The sequence below is a fragment of the Bradyrhizobium guangdongense genome (genome assembly GCF_006483445.1).
GTDB classification, from domain to species: domain Bacteria; phylum Pseudomonadota; class Alphaproteobacteria; order Rhizobiales; family Xanthobacteraceae; genus Bradyrhizobium; species Bradyrhizobium guangdongense_A.
Genome location: NZ_PPPT01000098.1, coordinates 1 through 23,562, shown reverse-complemented (window position 1 = coordinate 23,562; position 23,562 = coordinate 1). Strand labels below are relative to the sequence as shown.

Annotated in this window: 23 protein-coding genes; 13 read left to right on the top strand and 10 right to left on the bottom strand. The window is 63.4% G+C overall.

Annotation, left to right across the window (positions count from 1 at the left end):
* Positions 1-28: 28 nt before the first annotated feature.
* From C2U70_RS14515 to C2U70_RS14500, 4 genes are all read left to right on the top strand, one after another.
* On the top strand, positions 29-922 hold the full coding sequence (locus C2U70_RS14515; RefSeq protein ID WP_140978899.1) for a branched-chain amino acid ABC transporter permease: 894 nt from the start codon (positions 29-31) through the stop codon (positions 920-922).
* A gap of 2 nt (positions 923-924) precedes the next feature.
* Complete coding sequence (locus C2U70_RS14510; RefSeq protein WP_140978897.1) at positions 925-1,998, top strand: branched-chain amino acid ABC transporter permease; 1,074 nt, start codon at positions 925-927, stop codon at positions 1,996-1,998.
* A gap of 43 nt (positions 1,999-2,041) precedes the next feature.
* On the top strand, positions 2,042-3,325 hold the full coding sequence (locus C2U70_RS14505; protein ID WP_140978895.1) for an ABC transporter substrate-binding protein: 1,284 nt from the start codon (positions 2,042-2,044) through the stop codon (positions 3,323-3,325).
* Positions 3,326-3,476: 151 nt separating this feature from the next.
* Entirely contained in the window at positions 3,477-4,313 is an 837-nt protein-coding gene (locus C2U70_RS14500; RefSeq protein ID WP_140978893.1) for an ABC transporter ATP-binding protein, read from the top strand.
* Positions 4,314-4,340: 27 nt separating this feature from the next.
* On the opposite strand, the gene C2U70_RS14495 is transcribed toward C2U70_RS14500, so the two are convergent.
* Positions 4,341-5,489, bottom strand: a complete 1,149-nt coding sequence (locus tag C2U70_RS14495) for an AGE family epimerase/isomerase (RefSeq protein WP_140978891.1) — start codon at positions 5,487-5,489, stop codon at positions 4,341-4,343.
* Positions 5,490-5,575: 86 nt separating this feature from the next.
* On the opposite strand from C2U70_RS14495, the gene C2U70_RS14490 reads away from it, so the two are divergent.
* The 6 genes from C2U70_RS14490 (at position 5,576) to C2U70_RS14465 (ending at position 12,069) form a co-directional block, all read left to right on the top strand.
* Positions 5,576-6,799, top strand: a complete 1,224-nt coding sequence (locus tag C2U70_RS14490; protein WP_140978889.1) for a phenylacetate--CoA ligase family protein — start codon at positions 5,576-5,578, stop codon at positions 6,797-6,799.
* Positions 6,800-6,910: 111 nt separating this feature from the next.
* Positions 6,911-7,996 carry a phytanoyl-CoA dioxygenase family protein gene (locus C2U70_RS14485; RefSeq protein WP_140978887.1) on the top strand — a complete coding sequence of 362 codons (1,086 nt, stop codon included), beginning with the start codon at positions 6,911-6,913 and terminating at the stop codon, positions 7,994-7,996.
* Between the two features lie 92 nt (positions 7,997-8,088).
* Positions 8,089-8,607, top strand: a complete 519-nt coding sequence (locus C2U70_RS14480; protein WP_140978885.1) for a D-glycero-alpha-D-manno-heptose-1,7-bisphosphate 7-phosphatase — start codon at positions 8,089-8,091, stop codon at positions 8,605-8,607.
* 193 nt (positions 8,608-8,800) lie between these two features.
* Positions 8,801-9,886, top strand: coding sequence for a GDP-mannose 4,6-dehydratase (gene gmd / locus C2U70_RS14475; protein ID WP_140978883.1), 1,086 nt, complete (start codon positions 8,801-8,803; stop codon positions 9,884-9,886).
* The gene (gene fcl, locus C2U70_RS14470) at positions 9,867-10,838 is read left to right on the top strand and encodes a GDP-L-fucose synthase (protein ID WP_140978881.1); all 972 of its coding nucleotides are present in this window, start codon (positions 9,867-9,869) and stop codon (positions 10,836-10,838) included. Before gmd ends, fcl begins: the two co-directional genes overlap by 20 nt.
* Positions 10,839-10,860: 22 nt before the next feature.
* Positions 10,861-12,069: a glycosyltransferase family 4 protein gene (locus tag C2U70_RS14465; protein ID WP_186294262.1), complete on the top strand. Its 1,209-nt coding sequence runs from the start codon at positions 10,861-10,863 to the stop codon at positions 12,067-12,069.
* Positions 12,070-12,075: 6 nt separating this feature from the next.
* Here the strand turns inward: C2U70_RS14465 and C2U70_RS14460 are convergent, their stop codons facing one another.
* Positions 12,076-13,791, bottom strand: coding sequence for a hypothetical protein (locus C2U70_RS14460; RefSeq protein ID WP_140978877.1), 1,716 nt, complete (start codon positions 13,789-13,791; stop codon positions 12,076-12,078).
* A gap of 151 nt (positions 13,792-13,942) precedes the next feature.
* On the opposite strand from C2U70_RS14460, the gene C2U70_RS14455 reads away from it, so the two are divergent.
* Positions 13,943-15,256, top strand: a complete 1,314-nt coding sequence (locus C2U70_RS14455; RefSeq protein ID WP_140978875.1) for an aminotransferase class III-fold pyridoxal phosphate-dependent enzyme — start codon at positions 13,943-13,945, stop codon at positions 15,254-15,256.
* Between the two features lie 6 nt (positions 15,257-15,262).
* Here the strand turns inward: C2U70_RS14455 and C2U70_RS14450 are convergent, their stop codons facing one another.
* From C2U70_RS14450 to neuB, 8 genes are read right to left on the bottom strand one after another with little or no spacing between them, the layout of a single operon-like run.
* The gene (locus tag C2U70_RS14450) at positions 15,263-15,922 is read right to left on the bottom strand and encodes a serine acetyltransferase (protein ID WP_140978873.1); all 660 of its coding nucleotides are present in this window, start codon (positions 15,920-15,922) and stop codon (positions 15,263-15,265) included.
* 4 nt (positions 15,923-15,926) lie between these two features.
* Positions 15,927-16,703: an imidazole glycerol phosphate synthase cyclase subunit gene (locus tag C2U70_RS14445; protein WP_140978871.1), complete on the bottom strand. Its 777-nt coding sequence runs from the start codon at positions 16,701-16,703 to the stop codon at positions 15,927-15,929.
* Positions 16,704-16,708: 5 nt separating this feature from the next.
* Positions 16,709-17,347: an imidazole glycerol phosphate synthase subunit HisH gene (gene hisH / locus C2U70_RS14440; RefSeq protein ID WP_140978869.1), complete on the bottom strand. Its 639-nt coding sequence runs from the start codon at positions 17,345-17,347 to the stop codon at positions 16,709-16,711.
* A 47-nt stretch (positions 17,348-17,394) separates the two neighbouring features.
* Positions 17,395-18,576: an N-acetyl sugar amidotransferase gene (locus C2U70_RS14435; RefSeq protein WP_140978867.1), complete on the bottom strand. Its 1,182-nt coding sequence runs from the start codon at positions 18,574-18,576 to the stop codon at positions 17,395-17,397.
* Positions 18,577-18,613: 37 nt separating this feature from the next.
* Positions 18,614-19,426 carry an SDR family oxidoreductase gene (locus C2U70_RS14430; protein WP_140978865.1) on the bottom strand — a complete coding sequence of 271 codons (813 nt, stop codon included), beginning with the start codon at positions 19,424-19,426 and terminating at the stop codon, positions 18,614-18,616.
* Positions 19,423-20,445, bottom strand: coding sequence for a nucleotidyltransferase family protein (locus C2U70_RS14425; RefSeq protein WP_246666751.1), 1,023 nt, complete (start codon positions 20,443-20,445; stop codon positions 19,423-19,425). Before C2U70_RS14425 ends, C2U70_RS14430 begins: the two co-directional genes overlap by 4 nt.
* Before the next feature lie 27 nt (positions 20,446-20,472).
* Positions 20,473-21,144 carry a formyltransferase family protein gene (locus C2U70_RS14420; protein ID WP_140978862.1) on the bottom strand — a complete coding sequence of 224 codons (672 nt, stop codon included), beginning with the start codon at positions 21,142-21,144 and terminating at the stop codon, positions 20,473-20,475.
* A gap of 27 nt (positions 21,145-21,171) precedes the next feature.
* Complete coding sequence (gene neuB / locus C2U70_RS14415; RefSeq protein ID WP_140978860.1) at positions 21,172-22,260, bottom strand: N-acetylneuraminate synthase; 1,089 nt, start codon at positions 22,258-22,260, stop codon at positions 21,172-21,174.
* Between the two features lie 169 nt (positions 22,261-22,429).
* Between neuB and C2U70_RS14410 the strand changes: the two genes are divergently transcribed.
* Together C2U70_RS14410 and C2U70_RS14405 are read left to right on the top strand one after the other, a co-directional pair.
* Positions 22,430-23,164, top strand: a complete 735-nt coding sequence (locus tag C2U70_RS14410; protein WP_186294261.1) for an acylneuraminate cytidylyltransferase family protein — start codon at positions 22,430-22,432, stop codon at positions 23,162-23,164.
* On the top strand, positions 23,161-23,562 hold a 402-nt coding region (locus C2U70_RS14405), incomplete at its 3' end, for a UDP-N-acetylglucosamine 2-epimerase (protein ID WP_186294260.1). The genes C2U70_RS14410 and C2U70_RS14405, both read left to right, overlap by 4 nt.

Sequence of the window (23,562 nt, the reverse complement as noted above, 5' to 3'; positions counted from 1 at the left end):
AGCGGGGAGAGGCGAAGGATAGCATAACATGAACACCGCCTTCCTCATCCAGCTCCTGGTCAACGGCCTCGTGGTCGGCACGCTCTATGGCGTGGTCGCGATGTCATTCGTGCTGATCTACAAGGCGACGCAGGTCGTCAACTTTGCGCAAGGTGAATTGCTGCTGGTCGGCGCCTGGGTGTGCTGGACGCTGCTCGCAAAATACCAAGTGCCGTTCTGGATCGGCATGCCGATGACGCTGGTCTTCATGTTCGTCTTCGGCATCGCGATCCAGGTCCTGATCCTCCGGCCCATGATCGGCGAGCCCATCATCTCCGTCATCATGGTGACGATCGGCCTCTCCACCGTGTTCCAGGCCGCGCTGAAATGGATGTTCGGCGTCAACCCGCAGCCGTTCCCGCGGGTGTTCGAAAGCCAGGCCGTCAATTTGTTCGGCCTCCAGATCCAGACCGTCTATGTCATGAGCCTCGTCGTGTCGGTCGCGATGATGATCGGCATGGCCTGGTTCTTCCGCGCCTCGAAATACGGCCTCGCGATGCGCGCCACCGCATTCAACCAGCAGGTCGCGCAATCGCTCGGCATCTCCGTCAAGAGCGTGTTCGCGATGGCCTGGGCGATCTCGGCCACGGTGTCGGCGGTCGCGGGCGTGGTCGTCGCCGTCGTCAACGGCGTGTCGTCGGGCCTCGCCGCCTACGGCATCAAGGTGTTTCCTGCGGCGATCCTCGGTGGTCTCGACTCCGTCGGCGGCGCCGTGCTCGGCGGCATCATCATCGGGCTGCTCGAGAATATCGCCCAATATGTCGACAGCGAATATCTGCACTGGGGCAATCTCTATGAGATCGCGCCGTTCTACGTCCTCATCATCGTGCTGATGATCAAGCCGTACGGCCTGTTCGGCACTCACGACATCGAACGGATCTGACCATGGCCGGCCCTGCCCTTATCCCTGCTGGTGATTTCCGCACTTCTTACGCGGCTGACACCACGATCTTCCCGACCACGACCAGCCGCAACTTTGCGATCGCCGGCGTGCTCTTGCTCTGCCTTGCGCCGCAATTCTTCAGCGGCTATTGGCTGAGCATCCTGATCCAGATCGGCATCTTCTCGATTGCCGCGCTCGGCCTCAACATCCTGGTCGGCTTCACCGGCCAGATCTCGATCGGCCACGCCGCCTTCTTCCTGCTCGGCGCGTTCACGTCCGCCTATATCTCGAACAACGCGTCGATCCCGGTGTTCTTCGCGATTCCGCTCGCCGGTGTCATCACCGCGCTGGTCGGGCTGATCTTCGGCATTCCGGCGGCGCGGCTGAAGGGCCTCTATCTCGTCATCGCGACGCTCGCCGCGCAATACATTTTGCTCGACTTCTTCTCCCGCGCAGAATGGTTCACCGGCGGCTCGGTGCCGGCCAGCGCCAATCCGTTCTCGATCTTCGGCTTCACCTTGCGAGGCGACAGGCAATATTTCTACGTCGTGCTGGCTTATGTGATTGCGAGCTACATCCTCGTCACCAATCTGATGCGCACGCGCGACGGACGTGCGCTGGTGGCGATCCGCGACCACTACCTCTCTGCCGAAATCATGGGCATCAACCTGACGAAATACCGCACGCTGTCGTTCGCGCTCGCCGCCTTCTTCGCCGGCATCGCAGGCGCGCTCTATGCGCATTACCAGCAGGTGGTCTCGCAGGAGGGCTTTGGCATCGAACGCTCGATCCTGTTCCTCGCGACGATCATCATCGGCGGCACCGGCTCGATCATGGGCACGCTGATGGGTACCGCCTTCGTCGTGCTGCTGCCGGAATCGATGGAGTGGCTGAGCCACCAGCTCAAGGGCGGCGTCATCGACAACGCGCTGTCGCTCAACACCAACATCACCTTCCTGCGCGAGATCGCGATCGGGCTCATCATCATCGCGTTCCTGATGTTCGAGCCTGACGGGCTCGCGCATCGCTGGCGACAGATCAAGGCGTACTGGAAACTCTACCCGTTCTCGCATTGAGCGCGGGCTACTTCACGAAAACGATAACAGGAGGAACCAACCGATGAAGACCAAAGCCCTTTTGAGCACTGCTTCGCTCGCGTTTGCGGTCGCAGCCTTCGCGGCGCCCGCGCAGGCGCAGATCGCGGTCGGCCATCTCGCCGACTATTCCGGCGCGACCTCGGACGTCGGCACGCCCTACGGCCAAGCCGTCGCCGACACCTTCGCCTGGATCAACAAGAACGGCGGTATCGGTGGCAAGCAGGTCACCCTGGACAGCAACGACTACGGCTACCAGGTGCCGCGTGCGATCGCGCTGTACAAGAAATGGTCGGCGCCCGACACCAAGGTCGCGGCGATCATGGGCTGGGGCACCGCGGACACCGAGGCGCTGACCGGCTTCGTCGCGCAGGACAAGATTCCTTACGTCTCCGCCTCCTACGCTGCCGCACTGACCGATCCGGAAGGCGTCAGCGGCAAGGCAAAGCCCGCGCCCTACAACTTCTTCTATGGCCCGAGCTACTCGGACGCGATGCGCGCATTGGTGACCTGGGCCGCCGAAGACTGGAAGGCCAAGGGCAAGCCCGGCAAGCCGAAGTTCGTCCACATGGGCGGCAACCACCCCTATCCCAACGCGCCGAAGGCTGCCGGTGAGGCAATTGCCAACGAACTCGGCTTCGAGGTGTTGCCGCCGATCGTGTTCGCGCTCACCCCCGGCGACTACAGTGCGCAGTGCATCAGCCTGAAATCGTCGGGCGCCAACTACGCCTATCTCGGCAACACCGCGGCCTCCAACATCTCGGTGCTGAAGGCCTGCAAGACTGCCGGCGTCGACGTGCAGTTCCTCGGCAACGTCTGGGGCATGGACGAGAACGCCGCCAAGACCGCGGCCGATGCCGCCGACGGCGTCGTGTTCCCGCTGCGCACCGCGGTGACCTGGGGCGGCAACGCGCCGGGCATGAAGACGGTGATGGAAATCTCCAAGATGTCGGATGCGAGCGGCAAGGCGTATCGCCCCGTGCACTACATCGCAGGCGTCTGCAGCGCGCTCTACACCAGGGAAGCGCTCGACTGGGCCGCCAAGAACGGCGGCACCACGGGCGAGAACGTCGCCAAGGGCTTTTACCAGAAGAAGGACTGGGTGCCGGCAGGCATGGACGGCGTCTGCAACGCCTCGACCTGGACCGACAAGGACCATCGCGGCACGCTCAAGGTCGATCTCTATCGCACCAAGGTTTCCGGCGCGACCGACGGCGATCTCAACGACCTCATGACCAAGGGCACGATCAAGCTCGAGAAGGTCAAGACCGTGGAGCTGCCGCGCAAGCCGGAATGGCTGGGGTGGTGAGGTAAGCGCTAGCATACCAACCACACACGACGTCATCCCCCGCGAAGGCGGGGGATCCAGTACGCCGCAGCTTCTCGGGTGAATCTCCGGCGCCTCTGGAATACTGGGTCGCCCGGTCAACCCGGGCGACGACAGTGGAGAGTGATGAAACATGACCCAAACCGCCGACGCCATCCGCCCCTCCCCCAGCGCCGCTACCACGCCGCTGCTCAACGTGCGCAACATCGAGGTCGTCTATGACGACGTCATCCTGGTGCTGCGCGGCTTGAGCCTCGAAGTGCCCAAGGGCGCGATCGTGGCACTGCTGGGGGCCAACGGCGCCGGCAAGTCGACGACGCTGAAGGCGATCTCGGGGCTGCTCAAGACCGAGGACGGCGAGGTCACGCGCGGCGAGATCCTGTTCGACGGCGAGCGGATCAACGGCATCGAACCGGACAAGATCGTCCGCCGCGGCATCTTCCAGGTGATGGAGGGCCGGCGCATCGTCGCCGACATGACGTCGCTCGAAAACCTCAAGCTCGGCGCCTTCACCCGCAGCGATCGCAACGTCGATGCCGATCTCGACATGGTCTTCAACTATTTCCCGCGCCTGAAGGAGCGCACGGGCCTCGCCGGCTATCTCTCCGGCGGTGAGCAGCAGATGCTCGCGATCGGCCGCGCCCTGATGGCACGCCCGAAGATGATCTTGATGGACGAACCTTCGATGGGCCTGTCGCCGCTGCTCGTCAAAGAGGTTTTTGCGATCATCAAGAAGATCAACCGCGACCTTGGCGTCACTATTCTCCTCGTCGAGCAGAACGCCCGCGCAGCGCTCTCGGTTGCGAGCCACGGCTACATCATGGAGCAGGGCAAGGTCGTGCTCGACGGCACCGCCGACGAGCTGCGCGACAACGAGGACGTCAAGGAGTTCTACCTCGGCGGCGCCGGCGACCAGCGCAAGAGCTTCAAGAACCTCAAGAGTTTTAAGCGGCGCAAGCGGTGGCTGTAGCCTCTCGAACGCATCGGAGCAGGTTCGCTAGCTGAGCACCTGCTCGGCTTCCGTGACCGCACAGAGAACATGGTAGAACGACGACGCAGGAATGGTCTCGACCAGCGAGTTTCCGTCGCGGTCGAACTGATCGTACCAGCCGCCCGCAACGGGATGGCTGAGGTAGTGACGTTCGAGCCGCACCAGCGCCGCGCGCGCCTCGTCGGCCGCGCCGGCTTCGCCGCCTTCGGCCTGCGCGATCCACGCCTTCGCCATCTCGGTCTGCGGCCACAGCCGCCGCGTAGCGCGCCTGATATTGCCGGCGACGTCGCCCTCGTCGACCACGCAGCCGGTGGTATCGCGATAGCGCAGCGCGGTTTCGAGGAGTTCGCCCCGCCGCTGCCCGGTCGGACATCCCGTGATGCGTTCAAACCCCTTCAGCAGCCAGGCCCATTCCGCCTGATGCCCGGGCTCGACGCTGACCGGCTCGATCCTGGACCAGTCCTCCTCGAAATATTCGCCGAGCGCGCGTTTCTGCTTGTCGTAGAGATTGGCGAGAAACAGCGCAAAAAATTCGCCGGCGCGGTTCTGGAACGACAGATCGTGGGTCGCGTCAAAGCACGCGATCATGGCCTCGAACAGATGCATCTGCGGGTTCTGCCGCCGCGGCATCGACACCGGCAGGCCTTCGTGGACGCCGCCATGCGGCGAGCGCAGGTGGCCGTCGAGGAAGCCGAGCAGTGCATCGATCTCGGTGCGCACCTGCGCATCCTGGTCCAGCGCATAGACGGTCGCAAGCGCGAGCAGGATGAAGGCATGGTCGTAGGCATCGCGGCGCGCGTCCAGCACCGCGCCATCGGGCATCAGCCGGTGAACGTAGCCCGGCTTCCCGTCGGGTGCCTTGGCCTTCGCGAGCAGGTGCTCGAGGCCTCTGAGCGCAATGGCCCGGCCGTCCGGATACCAGCCCATCTGCGCGGCCTTGGCGTAGCACCAGATCTGGCGCGCCTGCACGAACACACGTCGCGGCGCGGCGCGGTCTGCCGTGCCGTCCTGATGCAGCCGGTCGATGAAGCCGCCGGAGGATTTGTCCCAGCCTTCGCCCGACCACAGCGGCAGCGCGTGCTCGATCATCCGCTGCTTCAATCGGGCGACGACGCCGGCGGCATCTTCCGCCGCGTTGATCGGTTCGCCGGCCATCCCGTCATCTCCATTCCAGAGCAAGTGCCGTCTGATAGCACGCGCGACGCGGCGTGCAACGGATGCAAACCTCTTGAGGACCAGCCATGACTGCCTATTACGACGCTCTTGAGACGCGCGATCCGGCCGCGCGCGAGGCCGATTTGTTCGCGCGGCTGCCCAACGTCCTCAGAAGTGCGATGGCCGCCCCCACCTATGCTGAGCGCATGAAGGGCCTCGATCCGGCTACCGTGACGTCCCGCGAGGCGCTGGCCGCCCTGCCCGTGCTGCGCAAGTCGGAACTCCCGGCCCTGCACAAGGCATCCGCGCCGTTCGGCGGCTTCGTGGCGCACCCGCCCGGATCGTTTGCGCGCCTGTTCACCTCGCCGGGACCGATCTTCGAACCGGAGGGACGGCAGGACGATCCCTGGCGCGGCGCGCGGGCGCTTTACGCCGCCGGCTTCCGGCCCGGCGACGTCGTGCTCAACACGTTCAGCTACCACCTCACTCCCGGCGGTTTCATCTTCGATTCCTCGGCGCGCGCGCTCGGCTGCGCCGTGATCCCCGCAGGCCCCGGCAACACGGAGCAGCAATTCGAGCTGATCGAGGCTTATAGGCCCATCGGATACAGCGGCACGCCGGACTTCTTGAAGATTTTGCTCGATGCAGCCGCCAGCGCCGGGCGCGACGTCTCCTCGATCAAGCGCGCGCTGGTCTCCGGCGCGGCCTTTCCGCCATCGCTCCAGGCCGAGATCAAGTCGCGCGGCATCGACGCCTACCAGGCCTTTGGCACCGCGGATCTCGGCATCATCGCGTTCGAGACTGCTGCGCGCGAAGGCATGGTCGTCAACGAGGACCTGATCCTGGAGATCGTCAAACCCGGCACCGGCGATCCCGTGGCGCCGGGCGACGTCGGCGAGATCGTGGTGACCTCGCTCGATCCGCACCATCCCTGGATCCGGCTCGCGCTCGGCGATCTCACCGCGGCGTTACCGGGCACGAGCCCATGCGGCCGCACCCATATGCGCATCAAGGGCTGGATGGGCCGCGCCGACCAGACCACCAAGGTCAAGGGCATGTTCGTGCGCCCCGAGCAGGTCGCCGACATCGCCAAGCGCCATCCTGCGCTGGGCCGACTGCGCCTCGTCGTCTCCCGCCAGGGCGAGACCGACGCGATGACGTTGAAGGCGGAGACATCGACGTCGAGCGAGGCGCTGCGCGAGGAGATCGCGGCCACATTGCGCGCCGTGACCAAGCTCGGCGGCGGCGTCGAGTTGGTCGGCCCGGGCGCGCTGCCGAACGACGGCAAGGTCATCGCCGACGAGCGCTAGGCACCATTTCGATCAAACTTTTGGAACTGCGGGCTCGTCATTGATCGACGTCAATGACGAGTCACGCCTGCCGTCCGAAACAAAACAGCGGTTCATCGCAAAGGCGGCGCCATGACATCGCACCCGTATTCGTACGATCACTTGCCGGTCATCGACTATCCGCATCACCCCGCCTACGGCACGGCCTTCCCGAAGCCTGGCCTTCGCGAACGCGCGGCCGCGCTGGCCCAGTTCGCATCCGGCTTGGCCATCATCGCGGCCCGTTTGATGGCCGATTACGAGCACCTGCCGCGTCCGAAGGACAAGTCGCACAAGATCGCCGAGCTGTTCCGGCGCTCGCCGACTTACTTGCGGCTCATGGCGACACAGAAGCTGCGGCGGCTGACGCGCCGGGCCGCGGATCCCGCGACGGCGGCCGGGACCAGCGTATTGAACACGCTGAATCGCGACGGCATCGCCGGTTTCCGCCTGTCGGCGGAACAGCTCGGCCGGATTAGAGACCTGCTCGCCCCGCACTACCGCACGCTCGAAGCGCGGCTTGCGCAAAAAACGCCGGACCAGCGCCACTTTGACGAGACGCGGCTGTGGCTCGACAAGGATGTCTTCCCCGAGGTCTACACCTATTTCAACCAACTCGCCTCCGAGCTTGGCGTCGTCGATGCCGCGAGCGCCTATCTCGATCGTCCCGTGGCGGTCGCCCATGTGGTGCCGCAGATCAACGACCCGACCGATGCATTCTGGGCCAATCATTTTCGCGACGTCGGCGTCGCCGACTCGCCCTGCGACTATTGCCACGTCGATGCGACCTACAATCTCCTCAAGTTCATCGTCTATGTGAGCGAGGTCGGTCCCGACAACGGCCCTTTCACCTATGTCCGGGGAACGCATCGCGCGAGCCGCAAATTCTGGGACGGCCTGATCCGCCGCGCCAATGATTATGCCGGCCTGTCCTGGACCAAGCCGTATAACCGCCGGCTCTTCAACGCGCTGCCAAAATTCCTGCAGCGCAAGGCAGCGTTCGGCGTCGACCTGCCGGCCGGCAATGAATATGCCGATGCCATTTTGGACAATGAGTGGCGCGTCACCAGCGATCAGGGTGACGCCGTCTTGTTCGATCCGTTCGGCATTCATCGTGGCGGCATGGTGCGGAGCGGGCGCAGGCTGGTCGTCACCATGATGATGACGGAGCCGACGTAAGGCAGAGGGACAGGCCGGGATTCGCCGACATCCTTGACAAGTCGCCCTTGGGACGGTGAACAGGGCTGCAAGACAATTTATTGCGGCACCTCATGATGACGATCTCGACACGCCCGGCCGTGTTCTTCGACCGCGACGGCGTCCTCAATCGCGACGTCGGCTTCCTGTTCGAGGCCAGCAAGTTCGAATGGATGGACGGCGCGCGCGAGGCGGTCAGGCTGGTGAACGAGGCCGGCTATTTCGCCTTCGTCGTCACCAACCAGTCCGGTGTCGCCCGCGGCTTCTATGAAGAAAGCGATGTACAAGCCCTCCACCGCTGGATGGCGGACGAGCTTGACGCAGTCGGCGCGCATATCGATGCGTTCGAATATTGCCCCGATCATCCCGAGGCCCCGATCGCGCGCTATCGTCGCGACACCGACCGGCGCAAGCCCGGACCCGGCATGATCACCGACCTGATGAAGCGCTTTCCGGTCGCGGCCGACAGGAGCTTCCTGATCGGGGATCAGGAACGCGACCTGGAGGCTGCGCGCGCAGCTGGCATCCGCGCCCTGCTGTTTCGGGACGGCAACCTCGCGACCTTTGTGCGCGAGGCGCTGAAGCTCGGCTGAGGCGCAGCCGGAACCGATGGATTCGTCCCGGAGGCCCTGCCTCACGCTGGCAGCCTTCTTCAATCGAAGCTGTAACTCCTTGAATACGCAGGGATCTTGCCTTGACAATCACATCCCACTGGAAAACAAGACAGGCCGAGAAAAGTAGGATACCCAACCCCGTCAATCAGAAGCCGGTGGCCTGGAAATAGCTATGACTGCTCAAACCTCCCAACAGCGTGTTGCCCTGATTACCGGCGTAACCGGACAGGACGGCGCCTATCTTGCCGAACATCTGCTGTCTCTCGGCTATGTCGTGCACGGCATCAAGCGGAGGTCATCTTCCTTCAACACCGCGCGCGTCGACCATCTCTACCAGGATCCGCACCGGGATAACGTCCCGTTCCTGATGCACTATGGCGACATGACTGATTCAACCAACCTGATCCGGCTCATGCAGCAGATCAGGCCGACCGAGATCTACAATCTCGCCGCCCAGAGCCATGTGGCCGTGAGCTTCGAGAGCCCGGAATACACCGCAAACGCCGATGGGATCGGCGTGCTGCGGCTCCTGGAGGCGATCCGCATCCTCGGCATGGAGAAGGAGACGCGCTTCTACCAGGCGTCCACTTCGGAGCTCTACGGCCTCGTCCAGGAGGTCCCGCAGAAGGAGACCACGCCGTTCTATCCGCGCTCGCCCTACGGCGTGGCAAAGCTCTACGGCTACTGGATCACCGTGAACTACCGCGAAGCCTACGGCATGTTCGCCTCGAACGGCATCCTGTTCAATCACGAGAGCCCGATCCGCGGCGAGACCTTCGTGACCCGCAAGATCACCCGCGGCGTCGCCCGCATCGAGCTCGGGATCGAGGACACGCTCTATCTCGGCAATCTCGAGGCCAAGCGCGACTGGGGCCATGCCAAGGACTATGTCGAGGGCATGCACATGATCCTGCAGGCGGAGAAGCCCGACGATTTCGTGCTCGCGACCGGCGAGACCCGCTCGGTCCGCGAGATGGTCGAGCTGTCCTTTGCCGAAGTCGGCCGCCAGATCGAGTGGCGCGGCAAGGGCGTCGAGGAGAGCGGCATCGACAAGAAGAGCGGCAAGACGGTGGTGCGCATCGACCCGACCTATTTCCGTCCCACCGAGGTCGACCTCCTCATCGGCGACGCCAGCAAGGCCCGCAAGGAGCTTGGGTGGAAGCCGAAGCGGACATTTGCCCAGCTCGTGCAGGAGATGATGGCGAGCGATCTGGCCGAGGCCAAGCGGGAGATCGCCCATGGCAAGCACTCCGTTTGAGCTGAAGGGCAAGACGGTCTATGTCGCCGGCCATCGCGGCATGGTCGGCAGTGCGCTCGTGCGCCGGCTCACGCGGGAGGACGTCAAGCTCATCACCGTGAGCCGCAGCGAGGTCGATCTCTGCAATCAGGCCGCGGTGTTCGATTGGTTCGCGAAGACGCGGCCGCAGGTGATCTTCCTGGCCGCCGCCAAGGTCGGCGGCATCGTCGCCAACAACACGCTGCGCGCCGAGTTCATCTACGAGAACATCGCGATCGCTGCCAACGTCATCCACGCCGCGCATCAGAATGGCGCGGAGAAGCTGATGTTTCTGGGTTCCTCCTGCATCTATCCCAAACTCGCGGCCCAGCCGTTGCGCGAGGATTCGATGCTGACCGGGCAGCTCGAAGAGACCAACGAGCCCTATGCGATCGCAAAAATCGCCGGCATCAAGATGGCGGAAGCCTATCGCAGCCAGTATGGCAGCGACTTCATCAGTGTGATGCCGACCAATCTCTACGGCCCCGGCGACAACTATCATCCCGAATACAGCCACGTCGTCGCAGCCCTGATCCGCCGCTTCCATGAGGCAAAACTCTCGGGGGCTGATAACGTCGTAGTCTGGGGCACCGGTACGCCGCGGCGCGAATTTCTCTATGTCGACGACATGGCGGACGCCTGCGTCCACCTGATGAAGACCTATTCGAGCCCCGACCTCGTCAATGTCGGCACCGGCGAGGACATCACCATCGCCGAATTCGCCCGCATGGTCGCCGCCACCGTCGGCTATCGCGGCGAGATCTCCTTCGACACGACGCGCCCCGACGGCACGCCGCGCAAGCTGCTCGACATCGGCCGCCTTGCAAAGCTCGGCTGGCGCGCGAAGACGTCGCTGGAAGACGGCATCCGCCACGCCTATGCAGCGTATCTGGCGGAGAGCCAGGCCAAAGGGCTTTCACGGCCTCACGCCTGACCGGCGAGGATTGCGCTCGCACATGGCTACTCCCGCAAGACTGATCATCGCGGCCCAGTTCTATCCGCCAGACGCGACTACGACGGCCGTCTATGTCGGCAAGATCGCCAAGAGCCTCGCGAACGATCGGGAGGTCGTCGTAATCTCGGCGACGCCGGGCTCCCGCGCGGCCGGTCAACCCGGCAAGCCTGAAGTCGTCGAACTCAGGAGCTGGAATCCGCGCAAGTCGGCGATCGTCCAGCGCGCGGCGGCGATCTGCCTGCTGGCGGCGCAGATGTTCTTCTCGGTGCTGCGGAGGGCAAGGTCCGAAGACATCGTGTTCTGCGTCACGACGCCGTTCACGCTGCCCTACACCGTGCTGCTCGCAGCCCGCCTGCGCGGTGCAAAGACCATGCTCCTGATCTACGACCTCTATCCCGAGGCGCTCGAGGCGGCCGGCATGGTTCGCTCCAACTCGCTCGCGGTCCGGCTGATCCGCTTTGCTAACACGCTCCTGTTCCGGCGCCTCGATGCGATCGTCGTGATCGGACGCGACGTGCCGCCGCTGATCGAGAAATATCGGGGGGTCACGGCGGACCAGCTTCGCTTCATTCCGAACTGGGCGCTGATCCCGATCGGGTATCGCAAGGTCGATCCGGCGAGCCGCTTCCGCGCGCCGGATGCGTCGCGATTCATCGTCGGCCTCTCAGGGAATCTCGGCTTCACCCACGATCCCGCAACGGTCTTCGAGGCGGCCCGCCTGTTGCGGCACGAGAAGGACATTCATTTCGTTCTGTCCGGCTGGGGCGTCGGCTGGGCCGCACTCAACGACCTCTATGCCAGGGACCGGCTCGAGAACGTCACGATCCTGAAACCCGTGCCCGAAGACGAGCTCGTCGATTTCCTCGCGGCTGCCGATCTCTGGGTGATCCCCTATCGCCGGCATATCGCAGGGGTCTCGATCCCGAGCCGCCTCTATAACATCCTCGCCGTCGGCCGGCCGGTGGTCGTCACCTCGGAAGCGAATTCGGAAGGCGCGCTCGTGCTCGGGGAAGAGGCGATCGGATGGGTGGTCCCGCCGGAAAATCCCGCCGAGCTTGCGCGCGCCATCCGCGAGGCGGCGCGCGATCGGAAAGCCACCATGGACAAGGGCGTTCGCGCCGCCGGCATTGCCGAAAAATATCGCGAGGATGTCGCGCTCGCCCGCTATCGCGAGGTCGTCTGCGACCTCGATGGCGTAACACGCCGCTAGAATGCGTCACTCACCAAGGCAGATGCTGCCACGACGAACGCGCTTGTAGAGCTCGAAGGCAAGCGGCGGTGTGAACGCATCGAACTTGTGGATTCCGGCCGGCTCGAAACAGGCCGCAAGACCGGTCTTGACCAGCGGAGCTTCGGGCGCCCAGATCAGCCACGATGGGAATTTCGAGGGAGCCCGCTGCACGATGAGCCAATCATATTCATCAGCCATCCAGCGCCTTGCAGTCGCGTCGGTCCAGGTCGACAGATCCTCGAGCTCCCGAATCGTCAGCGCCTGCTGCTCGGACGTCAGGCCGGGCTTGAGCTGCCGGTAATACGAGGCGACGCCGAGATCCACCGCTGGAATCCTGATACCGGCTTGCTCGAGGGCCAGTGGAATCCGCGGATCGAGACCGATCATGCTGACCGAGGCACCGGCAGGCAGCGTTTGCGTGAACGCGGCGCTGATGTCCTTGACCTCCTGCGGCAGCGGGTCCGCGCCATGCCGGATCGACGGCAGCCGGTTGACGCCGGTCAGGCTCCAGGACTGCACCGCCGCGGTGACGACAGCAGCCGGGATCAACACTACCGCGAAGGCGCGCGCGGCGGGTGCGGAGGGAAAGCGTTGCAACAGGCCATGCACCGCGAGACCGGCTGCCAGCGCACCAAGATAGTCAAAATAGTTGGCATAGGCCTGGATGCAGATCGGGCAATAGGTCTGAGCACCCAGATGATGAAATACCAACATGCCGCCAAAGGTCACGACGAACAGCAGCATCCAGCCACGATTTGCAATCCGCGGCACCATGGCAACCAGCGCGGCCAGCACCACACCTGCCATCGGCAGCAGGTGATGCGCCAGCATCCAGTCCCGCCACATCTCCCAGCCAAAGGCGTACCGCAGCAACGCATATAGCGTCGGCGTCGGCACCAGTTCGATCGTCACCGTATGGCTGAAGCCAAAGGCATTCGGGAAGAGCTGCGGCAGCAGACCGATCCTGACCAGGAAATCCGTCACCATGGGAACCCATAGCGACACATAGACGAAACGGCTGCCCCACAACCACGCCAGCGCTCCCCAGGCGACGAGAAAGATCCCGACCGTCACGGCATAAACGCGCCAGCGATCGGGCCCGGCCCGCACCCAGACGATCGCGAGACTGAACGCGATGAACGACACCAGATTGATCCGCAGCAGATAGACCATCGTCAGGACGATACCGAGACCGATCGCGAGCGGATAATTCGCACGCCGCTCCATCGCGAGCATGAGATGCAACGCGATGAGCTCCAGGCAGACAGCATAGGTGTAGGGCGTCGCGCTGTTGAGGTAGAAGATGCCGTCTTCGGTCAGCGCATAAACGACGACTGCAAGCGCGATCGGCCAGATCGTGCAGCCGAGCCGGTGCAGGAAGGCCGACAACAGCGCGATGTTGACAGCCGTGAGCAGCAGCGAGAGTACGCGCGAGGTCACGATATCGTGGCCGACGATCCACTGCCAACCGCCAAGCCAGTAGAACAGCAGCGGCTGATACCAGGTCGCATCGGCAGCGCTGTAGGGCTTCACCGCGCCGCTGACATAGCGCCATGCCTTGATGATGTAGATCGCCTCGTCGGGCCAGGTGCCCTGCCGCGTCACCGCGATCACGGAGAGGACGAGCCAGGCGACGAGGACCGCCGCTAGAACAATGACGCCCGAGACAGCAAAGCGGCGGTCGCGCCTCGAAGCGTCCATAACGGTCCCCATCCCCACACCCATGATCAGGCGCCGACCTGTCTTGCAGCATCCCGCGCCGATTTCAAGCATGCAGGCCCTCCTGCCGGGCACCTTGCTTGACTGGAGGGCTTGCGCTATCCACCATTTGCTTTCCGCGCAGGAGAATCCAATGTCGAGCACCGGCCAAACGCTTTACCGACGCGCGCGCAAGGTCATGCCCGGCGGAACGCAATTGCTCTCGAAGCGGCCAGAAATGTTCCTGCCTGAGCAGTGGCCGACCTACTACAAATCGGCCAAGGGCGCCGAGGTCACGGACCTCGACGGCAAGACCTATTTGGATATGAGCTTCTGCGGCATCGGCGCGACCGTACTCGGATTTGCGGACCCCGACGTCAACGCTGCGGTGAAGGCCGCGATCGATCTGGGCTCGATGTCGACGCTGAATTGTGCCGAGGACATCGAACTCGCGGAACTCCTGATCGAACAGCATCCATGGGCCGACATGGTCCGCTTCGGCCGCGCCGGGGGTGAGGCGATGGCGATCTCGATTCGTATCGCGCGTGCGGCAACCGGTCGCGACATGGTGGCGTTCTGCGGCTATCACGGCTGGCACGATTGGTATCTCAGCGCCAATCTCGGCGAGACCACCGCGCTCGACGGCCATTTGCTGCCGGGCCTCGACACCAAGGGCGTGCCGCGCGGTCTCGCCGGCCTGATGCATCCCTTCCACTATAACAAGCTCGACGAGATCGAGGCCATCGTCGCCGCCCATGGCGAGCGGCTCGCCGCGATCGTCATGGAGCCAGTGCGCAGCAGCGAGCCCGACACCGACTTCATCAAGGGCGTTCGCACCCTCGCCGACCGCTGCGGCGCGGTGTTGGTGTTCGACGAGGTGACATCGGGCTTCCGCATTAACTCCGGCGGCGCGCATCTTGCCTATGGCGTCGATCCCGACATTGCGGTGTTCGCCAAGGCGATCTCGAACGGATTTCCGATGGCGGCAATCCTCGGACGCGCCTCGGTCATGGATGCGGCCCAGGAGACCTTCATCAGCTCGACGGCCTGGACTGAACGCGTCGGCCCGGTTGCTGCGCTTGCGACCCTACGCAAGCATCGCGAGTTGAACGTTCATAAGCATCTGATGCGCATCGGCAAGCGCGTGCAAGATGGCTGGGCGGATGCCGCGCGCGAGGCCAGCCTGCCGGTCAACGTCTCCGGTATCGCGCCGCTCGGGCATTTCGCGATCGACTTGCCGGAAGGACAGGAGGCTCGCACCCTGTTCACGCAGATGATGCTCGACCGCGGCATCCTGGCCAACGCATCGTTCTACGCCACGTGGGCACATACGGACGCGCAAATCGACCGTTATCTGGAGGCGGTGAACGTGATCTTTCGCGAGCTGCGTAGCGCCATCGACCAGAAGGCGGTCCGGCAGCTCCTGCGGGGACCGGTGGCCCATTCCGGGTTCAAGCGGCTGACCTGAGTCGGCTCAGACGCCGAAGATGTCACGGACGACGTTGCGGGCGGTGCGTGAGCGGCGCGCGTTCGGATAGATGCCGTGCAGGATGCTGTCGGCTTCAAGCATTCCGCCGTCGATGACGATTGCGCCGGTCGACACGAACGAATTGTCGCCCACCGACGTCTGCCCGATGATCCGACTGCCGCCGTACATCACAACGCCGCGGCCAAACGAGGGATAGACGTTGTCGAGATTAGCCCCAACCGTACAGTTGTGATAGCAGATGAAGTAGTCTGAGTAGTTTGCGCGCCCGAGCACGGTGCCGACCGGGTGCTGAACGGCGAACACGTCGGGCAGCACCACCTCGTAGAAGGCATCCCACGCGTGTAGCGCCTTGTTCAGGACGTAGGCCTTGTCAGCAATGGGATGGCCGGGCCGTTCGCGAAACACGCTATTCGACAGGTAGTAGAGGAAGATCGCATACTGGTCCGAGTGGAGGTGCGAGAACCTCGCCTCGCCGTTGACGGAAAAGCCCTTCAGTCTCACGCGCGAGAAGCAGTGCTCGACCCGGTCAAGCGCGAGATCGACGAATTTCGGCAGATCGACGAGGTCGGCACCATCGGGAAACAGGTGCTCGAGTTGCTTGCGCACGTAGGAGGCAAGGTCATTGCGCTGAAGCGAGAGCTGCACGGTGCTAGTTCCTGCTTGAGAAGCTGGCGCGCACGTCGAGGCCGCGCGAGAACAGATGGCTGCGCAGCTTGATCGGACTGTGGTCGGTGAACAGGAACATCGAGGAGATCGCGACCGCCGACGCACCGGCCTCCAGCGCGTCGATCGCGTGCTGGAGCGAACCGCAGCCGCCGGACACGATCAGAGGCACGCTGAGGACGTTTGCCGCCTTGTGGATCAGATCGAGGTCGTAGCCGCTCATGGTGCCGTCACGGTCGATCGAGCCGAGCAGCACCTCACCGCAATGCAGATCCTCGCAGCGCTGCGCCCATTCGATCGGGTCGAGCGCGACGTGCTCGCGGCCGCCGTCGATGAACACGCTGGCGTGGTTCGGGCTGATCCTCTTGTAGTCGATCGATACCGTCATGCACTGGTCGCCGAAGGTGCGCGCCGCCTCGCGCAGAAACTCCGGACGCCGCACGGCCTCCGAATTCACCGACACCTTGTCGGCGCCGGCGCGCAGCAGCATGTTGACGTCGTCGAGCGTCTTGACCCCGCCGCCGACGGTGAAGGGCATAAAAATCTCTTCCGACATCCGCTCGATGATGTCGACGACGCGGCCGCGCGAGGCCGCGCTCGGCACGATGTCGAGCACGATCAGCTCATCGACGCCGTAGTCGTTGTAGACCTTGGCCGTCGTCACCGGGTTGCCGGCGGCACGCTCGTTCTCGAAGAAGCGGACATATTTGACAAGCCTGCCATCGCGCAGCAGGAATTTTGGGATCAGGCGCTTCTTCAGCATCGACGTCAGGGATTCCAGCGCAGGAAATTGCTCATCAGCTCGATCCCGGTATCCTGGCTCTTCTCGGGATGGAACTGGGTGGCGGCGATGTTGTCGCGTGCGATAATCGCAGTCACCGGCTGGCCGTATTGCGCGTAGCCGACCACGTCGTCGGCATCCCTGCAGCGCATGGCGAAGGAGTGCACGAAATAGAACGCCAGATTGCTCTCGCGGATGTTGGCGAGGATCGGATGGTTGCGTTCCTTTGCCACCATGTTCCAGCCCATATGCGGGATTTTCAGCGCGGGATCGTTCGGCATCAGCCGCAGCACGTCGGCATCGAACCAGCCGAGCCCGCGATGGGTCACGCCGTCGTCGGCATGCTCCTCGGAACTATTGGCGAGGAGCTGCATACCGAGGCATACCGCGAGGAACGGCTTGCCCTTCTCGCGGACATGGCGCTCGAGCATCTCGTCAATGCCGCGGGCGCGGATGTTGCTCATGGCATCGCCAAACGCGCCGACACCGGGCAGGATGACATGGGAAGCATCGGCAATGGCATCGGCGTCATGGGTCACCACCGGATCGAAGCCGCAATATTCGACGGCGTTCTTCACCGAGCGCACATTATTGATGCCGTAATCGACGATCGCTACGCCTGACATCGCCTGCTCCCCCGCGGCACGATCATCGCGCCGCCATCGACCCTCGTCTAGCCCTTGCCGCCGCCAATCTCGACACCCGGATGGTTCGGCCACGGCACCCGGGTGTTATTCCACTTGTCCATGTCGGGCATGCGGCGGCCCGGTTCGACCGTGTTCGGCGAGAACTGCCACGGGCTGACCTCGTGCTTGATCGCGATGCCCAAGAACTGCTCCTCGGTCAGATTGAGATAGTCGAGGAACAGATCGAGGCTCGGCGGGCGCTTGCCATCGAACTCGCGCACCAGCGCCTCGCCCTGCTCGCGAGTCATGCGCTTGTTGCGGATGTCGACATTGGCGAGGTGGTTGGTCCGCCCCATGCCGCGCTTGATGTATTTCAGATAGTCGCGCACGCCCTGGAAGAAGCACTCGATCTTCTCGTAGTCGTACTCCGGCGGGACGCCCTCGACCTCCTGGCCCTTCCAGCCGAGCTCGCGCTTGATGATCTCGACGTGCTTCCTGGTGTCCCACTTGATGTAGCTGCCGAGGCAGATCGAACGGCACTTGATCCGCATCAGCTCCTTGCGCGGCGGATAGACGAACGGATAGAGGTCGCGCTTGGCGACGCGACCTCCGAGAAATTCGTACATGTCGTCGGCGGTGATGCCGAGATTCATGGCGCGGTTGAAGCGTTTCTCGTCGACCTCTTCCATCTCGTCATAGGAATAGAACGACTGGTATTCGGCGAGACTCTCGCCCCAGAACAACAGCGGCGTCTCGTAGCGGATCGCGATCTGCATGGTATGGGCGTAGATGCCGGTGTGGCAGTGCCAGCAGAAGTCGCCGCGGCGCTTCAGCGATTCCAGCATCAGCTCACGCACCACATGCCAGTTCGGCGTGAAGTTCAGCACATCGACGCCGAGCTGCTTGAACACGCTGGTGTTGTTTTCTTCGATCAGCGGACGATAGAACCAGTGGTCGAAACGCACTACCAACGGCTTCAGGCCGAGTTTCTTGACGACGTACCAGAGCTGGAAGACGCTGTCCTTGCCGCCGGAATAGGGCACGATGCAGTCGTACAGGCCCTTGTCGCGGTATTGCGCGACCAGTTCCATCATCTGGTTATGGCGCTCGTCCCAATTGATCTCGGTGTCACGGACTTCGATCTGACGGCAAACGCTGCACGAACCGGCTTCGTCGAACGATGTGGCCTCCGCCGTTTCCGGCAATAAGCATTTGCTACAGCTCAACATTTCGGAGATTCTCGCGATTGCATGATTTGCTGTCGGCTTACCACGCCGTCCACCCCCCGTCGACCGCGATGCACTGTCCGGTCACGTATGCAGACAGGTCGCTGGCCAGATAGGCCACAGCGCCCTTCATATCGTCCTCGCTTGCCATGCGTGCAAGCGGCGTCCGGGCCACATAGCGGCTCAAAAACGGCTCCGGCGTCGCCCTGAAGACACCGCCCGGCGCCACCGCATTGACGCGCACCTTCGGCGCCATGGTGGTGGCCAGCCATCGCGTCATCTGGATCAGCCCGCCCTTGCTGGCGGCATAGGCGGCAGGGTTCCCAAGCGTGGTCCCCTCGTAGAGCCGCCAGTCGGGCCCGGCGAGGCCGTAGATGGAGGAAATATTGATCACACTGCCATGGCCCGATTTGGCCAAATCCTCGGCCGCAGCCTGGATCAGGACGAAAGGCGCGGTGAGATTGACCTCGATCGCCCGCCGCCAGGTCGCATCGGACTGCCGCTCGAACGGCACAGCCCAGCCCTCGAGCCCGCTGGTGCCGACAAAGGCCGCGCAATTGACGATGATGTCGAAGCCGCCAAAAGCCTCCCGCACCCGCCGCGGCAGATCCTTCACCGCATCGCCCTGCTCGAAATCGCAGTCGAACATGGCGGCCTCGACCGAGTGACTCGCAGTCAGCTTGGCCGCCGCTTCGGTGCCTGCTGACGCCGCGATATCGACCAGCGCGATGCTGGCACCGAGCTCGGCAAGGCCGCTCGCAATCGCGCGGCCGATATGGCCGGCGCCGCCGGTGATGACGGCGACCCGGCCGTCGAGCGACATCATCTCGCGGAGCGAACGTTCGCTGCTCATCCAAAGATCCTCTGGAATTCGTCGGAGGCACGCTGCAGATCGTCGAGCCGGCCGACGTCGATCCAGTATTCCCGCAACGGGAAGACGACCGACGGCTTGCCCTTGGCGATGGTGCGCTCGATCAGCGTCGGCATGTCCACGGCTTCGTTGGCGCCGAGATGATCGAGCACGGCGGGATCGAGCAGATAGACACCAGCATTGACGAAGAACTTCTGCGTCGGCTTCTCGCGGATTCCGAGCAGGCGATGGTCGTCGAAATCGATCACCCCGAACGGCACGGTCACCGAATGCTCGCGCACGCAGACCGTCGAGAAGGCCTGATGCTCGCGATGATATTTCAGCATCTGCTCGAAATTCACAGTCGTCAGCAGATCGCCGTTCATGACGAAGAACGGTTGCGTCGGCCGCTCCGGCAGCAGCGACAGCGCGCCGGCGGTGCCCAGCCGCTCGTTCTCCTGGAGATAGCTGATGTCCACGCCCCAGGCCGAACCGTCGCCGAAATAGTCGCGGATCATGTCGGCCTTGTAGTTCACCGAGATGAAGAACTTGCCGAAGCCGGCCTTCACGAAGCCGCCGAGCACGGTTTCCAGGATCGGCTTGTCGCCGACGCGGATCAGCGGCTTCGGGATGTCGTCCGTCAACGGCTTCAGCCGCGAGCCGAGGCCGCCGGCCATCAGCACGACCCAATGATCCGAGCGTTGAGCCAGCGCGAGGTCGTCAATCAGCTTGACGTCGAGAACAACGCCCGCGGCGTCTATGATCGGCAATTGATGAATGGAATGGCGGCGCATCAGCTTGAGCGCGGCAGGATCCGTCGTACCCACAGGCGCGGTGATCGGCGATCTATTCATCACCTCCGCAATCGGAGTGCTCAACGGCACGGACGCCAGGATCGCACGTCGAATATCGCCATCCGTCGCCGTTCCGAGCAGCCTGCCGTCGCGGCAGACGAGCGCCATTTGCAGACTGCCTTCGCCGATGACCCGGATCGTGTCCAGAATGGACGTCTCCTCAGCCACGCAATGATTGGACAGCGATCTCATGACTTAGGCAAGCGGTTTGCGGTTTGGAACGTCATACGTGAATTCAACTCCGGCGAGCGACACTTTGGGTCCCGGACGTCCGGGATAGGTGGTGGCGCGCACCCGCCGGTCTATCTCCTCCCGCGACATGCCAGGCAAGATCGTGCAGAGGTCATTGAGTTGGGCACGCGTGAAGGGCTGCCGCGGCCATGAACCGGTATCCTCCGGCAACGGGCGCCCGCTCGCAATCGAGGTCACGATGTCGTGGTAGAGCGCGAGCATCACGATCATGGTTCTGAACTTCAACGTTTCGACCGTCTCGCCCGCAAGCACGGGAAACCGCCGCTCCTCGATGATTTTGCCACGATCGACCTTCTCGACCATGTGATGGCAGATCGCGCCGTACTCGGCAGCGCCTTCGTAGAGACAAAAATTATAACAGCCGATCCCCGGATAGTCGCGCGAGGCGGGATGAAAATTGATGGAAGTTCCCGCGGCTTCAAGCGCTCGCTTTGGTACGATCCATGGCGAGAGAAACGAAATAAGATGGGATGATCGCCCCAATGCTTCCTGGGGAAAGGGATCTCCTACCGCCCCCCGGAGCCAGACGAGCCGCTCCCCGAAAACAAGGCGGGCAAAGATCCCGGCCTTCTCGCACCATTCGTCGTTCTTCGTCAGGAGCACGACGCTTTCCATCGATTCCCTCGCAAGCGTGAGCCGGATTCAGATTACTCTGCCGACAGACTCGTCCTCGGCATAGGCGCGATCGGCTACCTGGCCCAGAAGGTCCCAATAGTGCTCAGGCGCCATGCCGGTCCCGGGCCGCTTCACGGCGATATTGTCCGGCGTAAATTTCTCTCCACGCGCAATGGCTCTGGCTGCCACAAGGCTCCGTCGAGCGATATTCCGATTGGCCAACTCTTCCGGAGCAGGAACCTTACGTCCATCGCCGAGCGCCAACTCGACGTCCCGGATCGACTGGACCATGGCGGCGAATTCGTCAGGCTCGATCGACGCGCGATGATCCGGCCCCGGCAGGTTTCGATCAAGCGTGAGATGCTTCTCGATGACGGACGCGCCGAGGGCTGCGGCCGCTGATGCGATGTGAATTCCACGGCTGTGGTCCGAAAATCCGACCGGAAGATCGAAAGCGTTCGTCAAGGTGGCCATCGCACGCAGATTGATCGACTGCGCCTCCGCCGGATACTCGGTCGTACAATGGAGCAGCGTCACCTTCTTCCTCAACTCCGTCCAGGTCTTGCGATCGAGCAATATTTCGGAGAAATCGGCGAGGCTCGGCTGCGCTGCCGCGCCTCGCAGGTAGCCGTACGCGATGACGCCCAGCGCACGTTCGACCTCGGAAAGCGTGGCCATGCCGGTCGACAGGATGATGGGCAGATTGAAGCGCGCCACGTGCAGTAGAAGCGGCGCGTTTGTGAGATCACCCGAACCAATCTTGATCCGGCGCATACCAACCCGTCGGACGAGATTGGTCGCACTGTCAGGGTCGAAGGGTGTCGACAGGTATTCAATCCCGGCGGCGGCGCACGCAGCCGCGACGACCTCTTCATCGTCTTCCGTGAGCTGCAATCCACGCAGCATGTCGAGTTGCGATTGCTCGCTGCCTGTCGTCACTTGCTGATAGTTCGCTTTGGACGCGCTGGCGGTGGCCAGCTTCTCAGCCCGGAACGACTGGAATTTCACGACGTCGGCGCCGGCCCGCTTGGCGGCCTTCACCAGATCAAGCGCGCGCGCGCGATCCCCATTGTGGTTCACACCAGCTTCCGCGATTATCAGCGCTCGGGAATCCATCGTTGGTCGCTCACCAGCGGTCAAATTTGCCTGCCAACTTCGTGGTTGTCTTAGTCGAGTAGATTGGTAAAAGCAACGAACACGGCGCAGAATCCCTTCTCCCGACCTGTTTCCGCGCGCAACGCGCTAGCCGCTAGCACCCATGGCTGTCGAAGAGGTTGCACGTCAAATGCAGATACTGTTCCTACTGGTCGGCCGCGGCGGTTCGAAGGGCCTGCCGGGAAAGAATTTGCGCGAAATCGACGGTCTCAGCCTCATTGGCTACAAGGCTCGGGCGGCGCGACAATCCCGCTATTGCACACGCCTTATCGTCTCAAGCGACAGCCCTGAGATCCGCGCCGAAGCAGCACGCCACGGTGCTGAAGTCCTGTTCGAGCGTCCGCCCGAATTGGCTACCGATACAGCCTCATCGAACGATGTCGTTCTTCACGCCATGGACTGGATCGAGGCCAACGAGGGACGGCGCTACGACGCGATCATGCTGCTGGAGCCCTCTTCTCCGTTCGCACGGCCGGAGCATTTCGATGAAGCGGTCGAACTGTTCAAGGCGCGTCGCGCATCCCTTGTCGTCGGCATGCGCGAGACAGAAGTATCCTCCGTCTTCGTCGGAACGCTTGGCGCGGATGGCTCGATCGGTGGAATCGTCACCAAGATGCTCAATTTGTCAGGCCAGCGGCGGCAGGACCAGCCGATCGAAGTCACCATGAACGGCGCGCTCTATCTCGTCGGCTGGGACGCGATGCGCAAGCATCGCAAGATCTACGCCGACCCGTCCGCGAGCTACGGCATCATGATGGACCGCATGCACTCGATCGAGATCGAGAGCGCGGCCGACCTCGCCTACGCCTCCTACGTCATCGAGCACGGGATGCTCGATGCTTCGCCCTGGCGGAAGCCCGCATGAGCGCACGCCGCCGCATCGCCGTCGTCACCGGCTCGCGCGCCGACTACGGCCTGCTGCGGGGCATTTTGGCGCGGCTCAAGGCAGCCGATGACGTCACGCTGAGCGTGATCGCCTGCGGCATGCATCTCGTGCCGCGCTTCGGCGAGACCTGGAAGATCATCGAGGCCGACGGCTTTCCGATTGCTGCGAAGATCGATCTCGCCCTCGACGACGATCGCGCCGAAACGATCGCGCGCGGCACCGGCATCGGCGTCAGCGGTTTTGCCGAGGCACTGCCAAAGCTCGCACCCGACCTTCTCGTCGTGCTCGGCGACCGCTACGAAGTGCTGGCCGCTGCCGTTGCCGCGACGCTCCTCAACATTCCAATCGCGCATATCCATGGCGGCGAGATCACCGCG

What these genes read in the sequence shown, in the direction of transcription:
- C2U70_RS14515 (WP_140978899.1), top strand. Translation starts at nt 29, where the DNA reads ATGAACACCGCCTTCCTCATCCAGCTCCTGGTCAACGGCCTCGTGGTC.
- C2U70_RS14510 (WP_140978897.1), top strand. Translation starts at nt 925, where the DNA reads ATGGCCGGCCCTGCCCTTATCCCTGCTGGTGATTTCCGCACTTCTTAC.
- C2U70_RS14505 (WP_140978895.1), top strand. Translation starts at nt 2,042, where the DNA reads ATGAAGACCAAAGCCCTTTTGAGCACTGCTTCGCTCGCGTTTGCGGTC.
- C2U70_RS14500 (WP_140978893.1), top strand. Translation starts at nt 3,477, where the DNA reads ATGACCCAAACCGCCGACGCCATCCGCCCCTCCCCCAGCGCCGCTACC.
- C2U70_RS14495 (WP_140978891.1), bottom strand. Translation starts at nt 5,489, where the DNA reads ATGGCCGGCGAACCGATCAACGCGGCGGAAGATGCCGCCGGCGTCGTC.
- C2U70_RS14490 (WP_140978889.1), top strand. Translation starts at nt 5,576, where the DNA reads ATGACTGCCTATTACGACGCTCTTGAGACGCGCGATCCGGCCGCGCGC.
- C2U70_RS14485 (WP_140978887.1), top strand. Translation starts at nt 6,911, where the DNA reads ATGACATCGCACCCGTATTCGTACGATCACTTGCCGGTCATCGACTAT.
- C2U70_RS14480 (WP_140978885.1), top strand. Translation starts at nt 8,089, where the DNA reads ATGATGACGATCTCGACACGCCCGGCCGTGTTCTTCGACCGCGACGGC.
- gmd (WP_140978883.1), top strand. Translation starts at nt 8,801, where the DNA reads ATGACTGCTCAAACCTCCCAACAGCGTGTTGCCCTGATTACCGGCGTA.
- fcl (WP_140978881.1), top strand. Translation starts at nt 9,867, where the DNA reads ATGGCAAGCACTCCGTTTGAGCTGAAGGGCAAGACGGTCTATGTCGCC.
- C2U70_RS14465 (WP_186294262.1), top strand. Translation starts at nt 10,861, where the DNA reads ATGGCTACTCCCGCAAGACTGATCATCGCGGCCCAGTTCTATCCGCCA.
- C2U70_RS14460 (WP_140978877.1), bottom strand. Translation starts at nt 13,791, where the DNA reads ATGGACGCTTCGAGGCGCGACCGCCGCTTTGCTGTCTCGGGCGTCATT.
- C2U70_RS14455 (WP_140978875.1), top strand. Translation starts at nt 13,943, where the DNA reads ATGTCGAGCACCGGCCAAACGCTTTACCGACGCGCGCGCAAGGTCATG.
- C2U70_RS14445 (WP_140978871.1), bottom strand. Translation starts at nt 16,703, where the DNA reads ATGCTGAAGAAGCGCCTGATCCCAAAATTCCTGCTGCGCGATGGCAGG.
- hisH (WP_140978869.1), bottom strand. Translation starts at nt 17,347, where the DNA reads ATGTCAGGCGTAGCGATCGTCGATTACGGCATCAATAATGTGCGCTCG.
- C2U70_RS14435 (WP_140978867.1), bottom strand. Translation starts at nt 18,576, where the DNA reads ATGTTGAGCTGTAGCAAATGCTTATTGCCGGAAACGGCGGAGGCCACA.
- C2U70_RS14430 (WP_140978865.1), bottom strand. Translation starts at nt 19,426, where the DNA reads ATGAGCAGCGAACGTTCGCTCCGCGAGATGATGTCGCTCGACGGCCGG.
- C2U70_RS14420 (WP_140978862.1), bottom strand. Translation starts at nt 21,144, where the DNA reads ATGGAAAGCGTCGTGCTCCTGACGAAGAACGACGAATGGTGCGAGAAG.
- neuB (WP_140978860.1), bottom strand. Translation starts at nt 22,260, where the DNA reads ATGGATTCCCGAGCGCTGATAATCGCGGAAGCTGGTGTGAACCACAAT.
- C2U70_RS14410 (WP_186294261.1), top strand. Translation starts at nt 22,430, where the DNA reads ATGCAGATACTGTTCCTACTGGTCGGCCGCGGCGGTTCGAAGGGCCTG.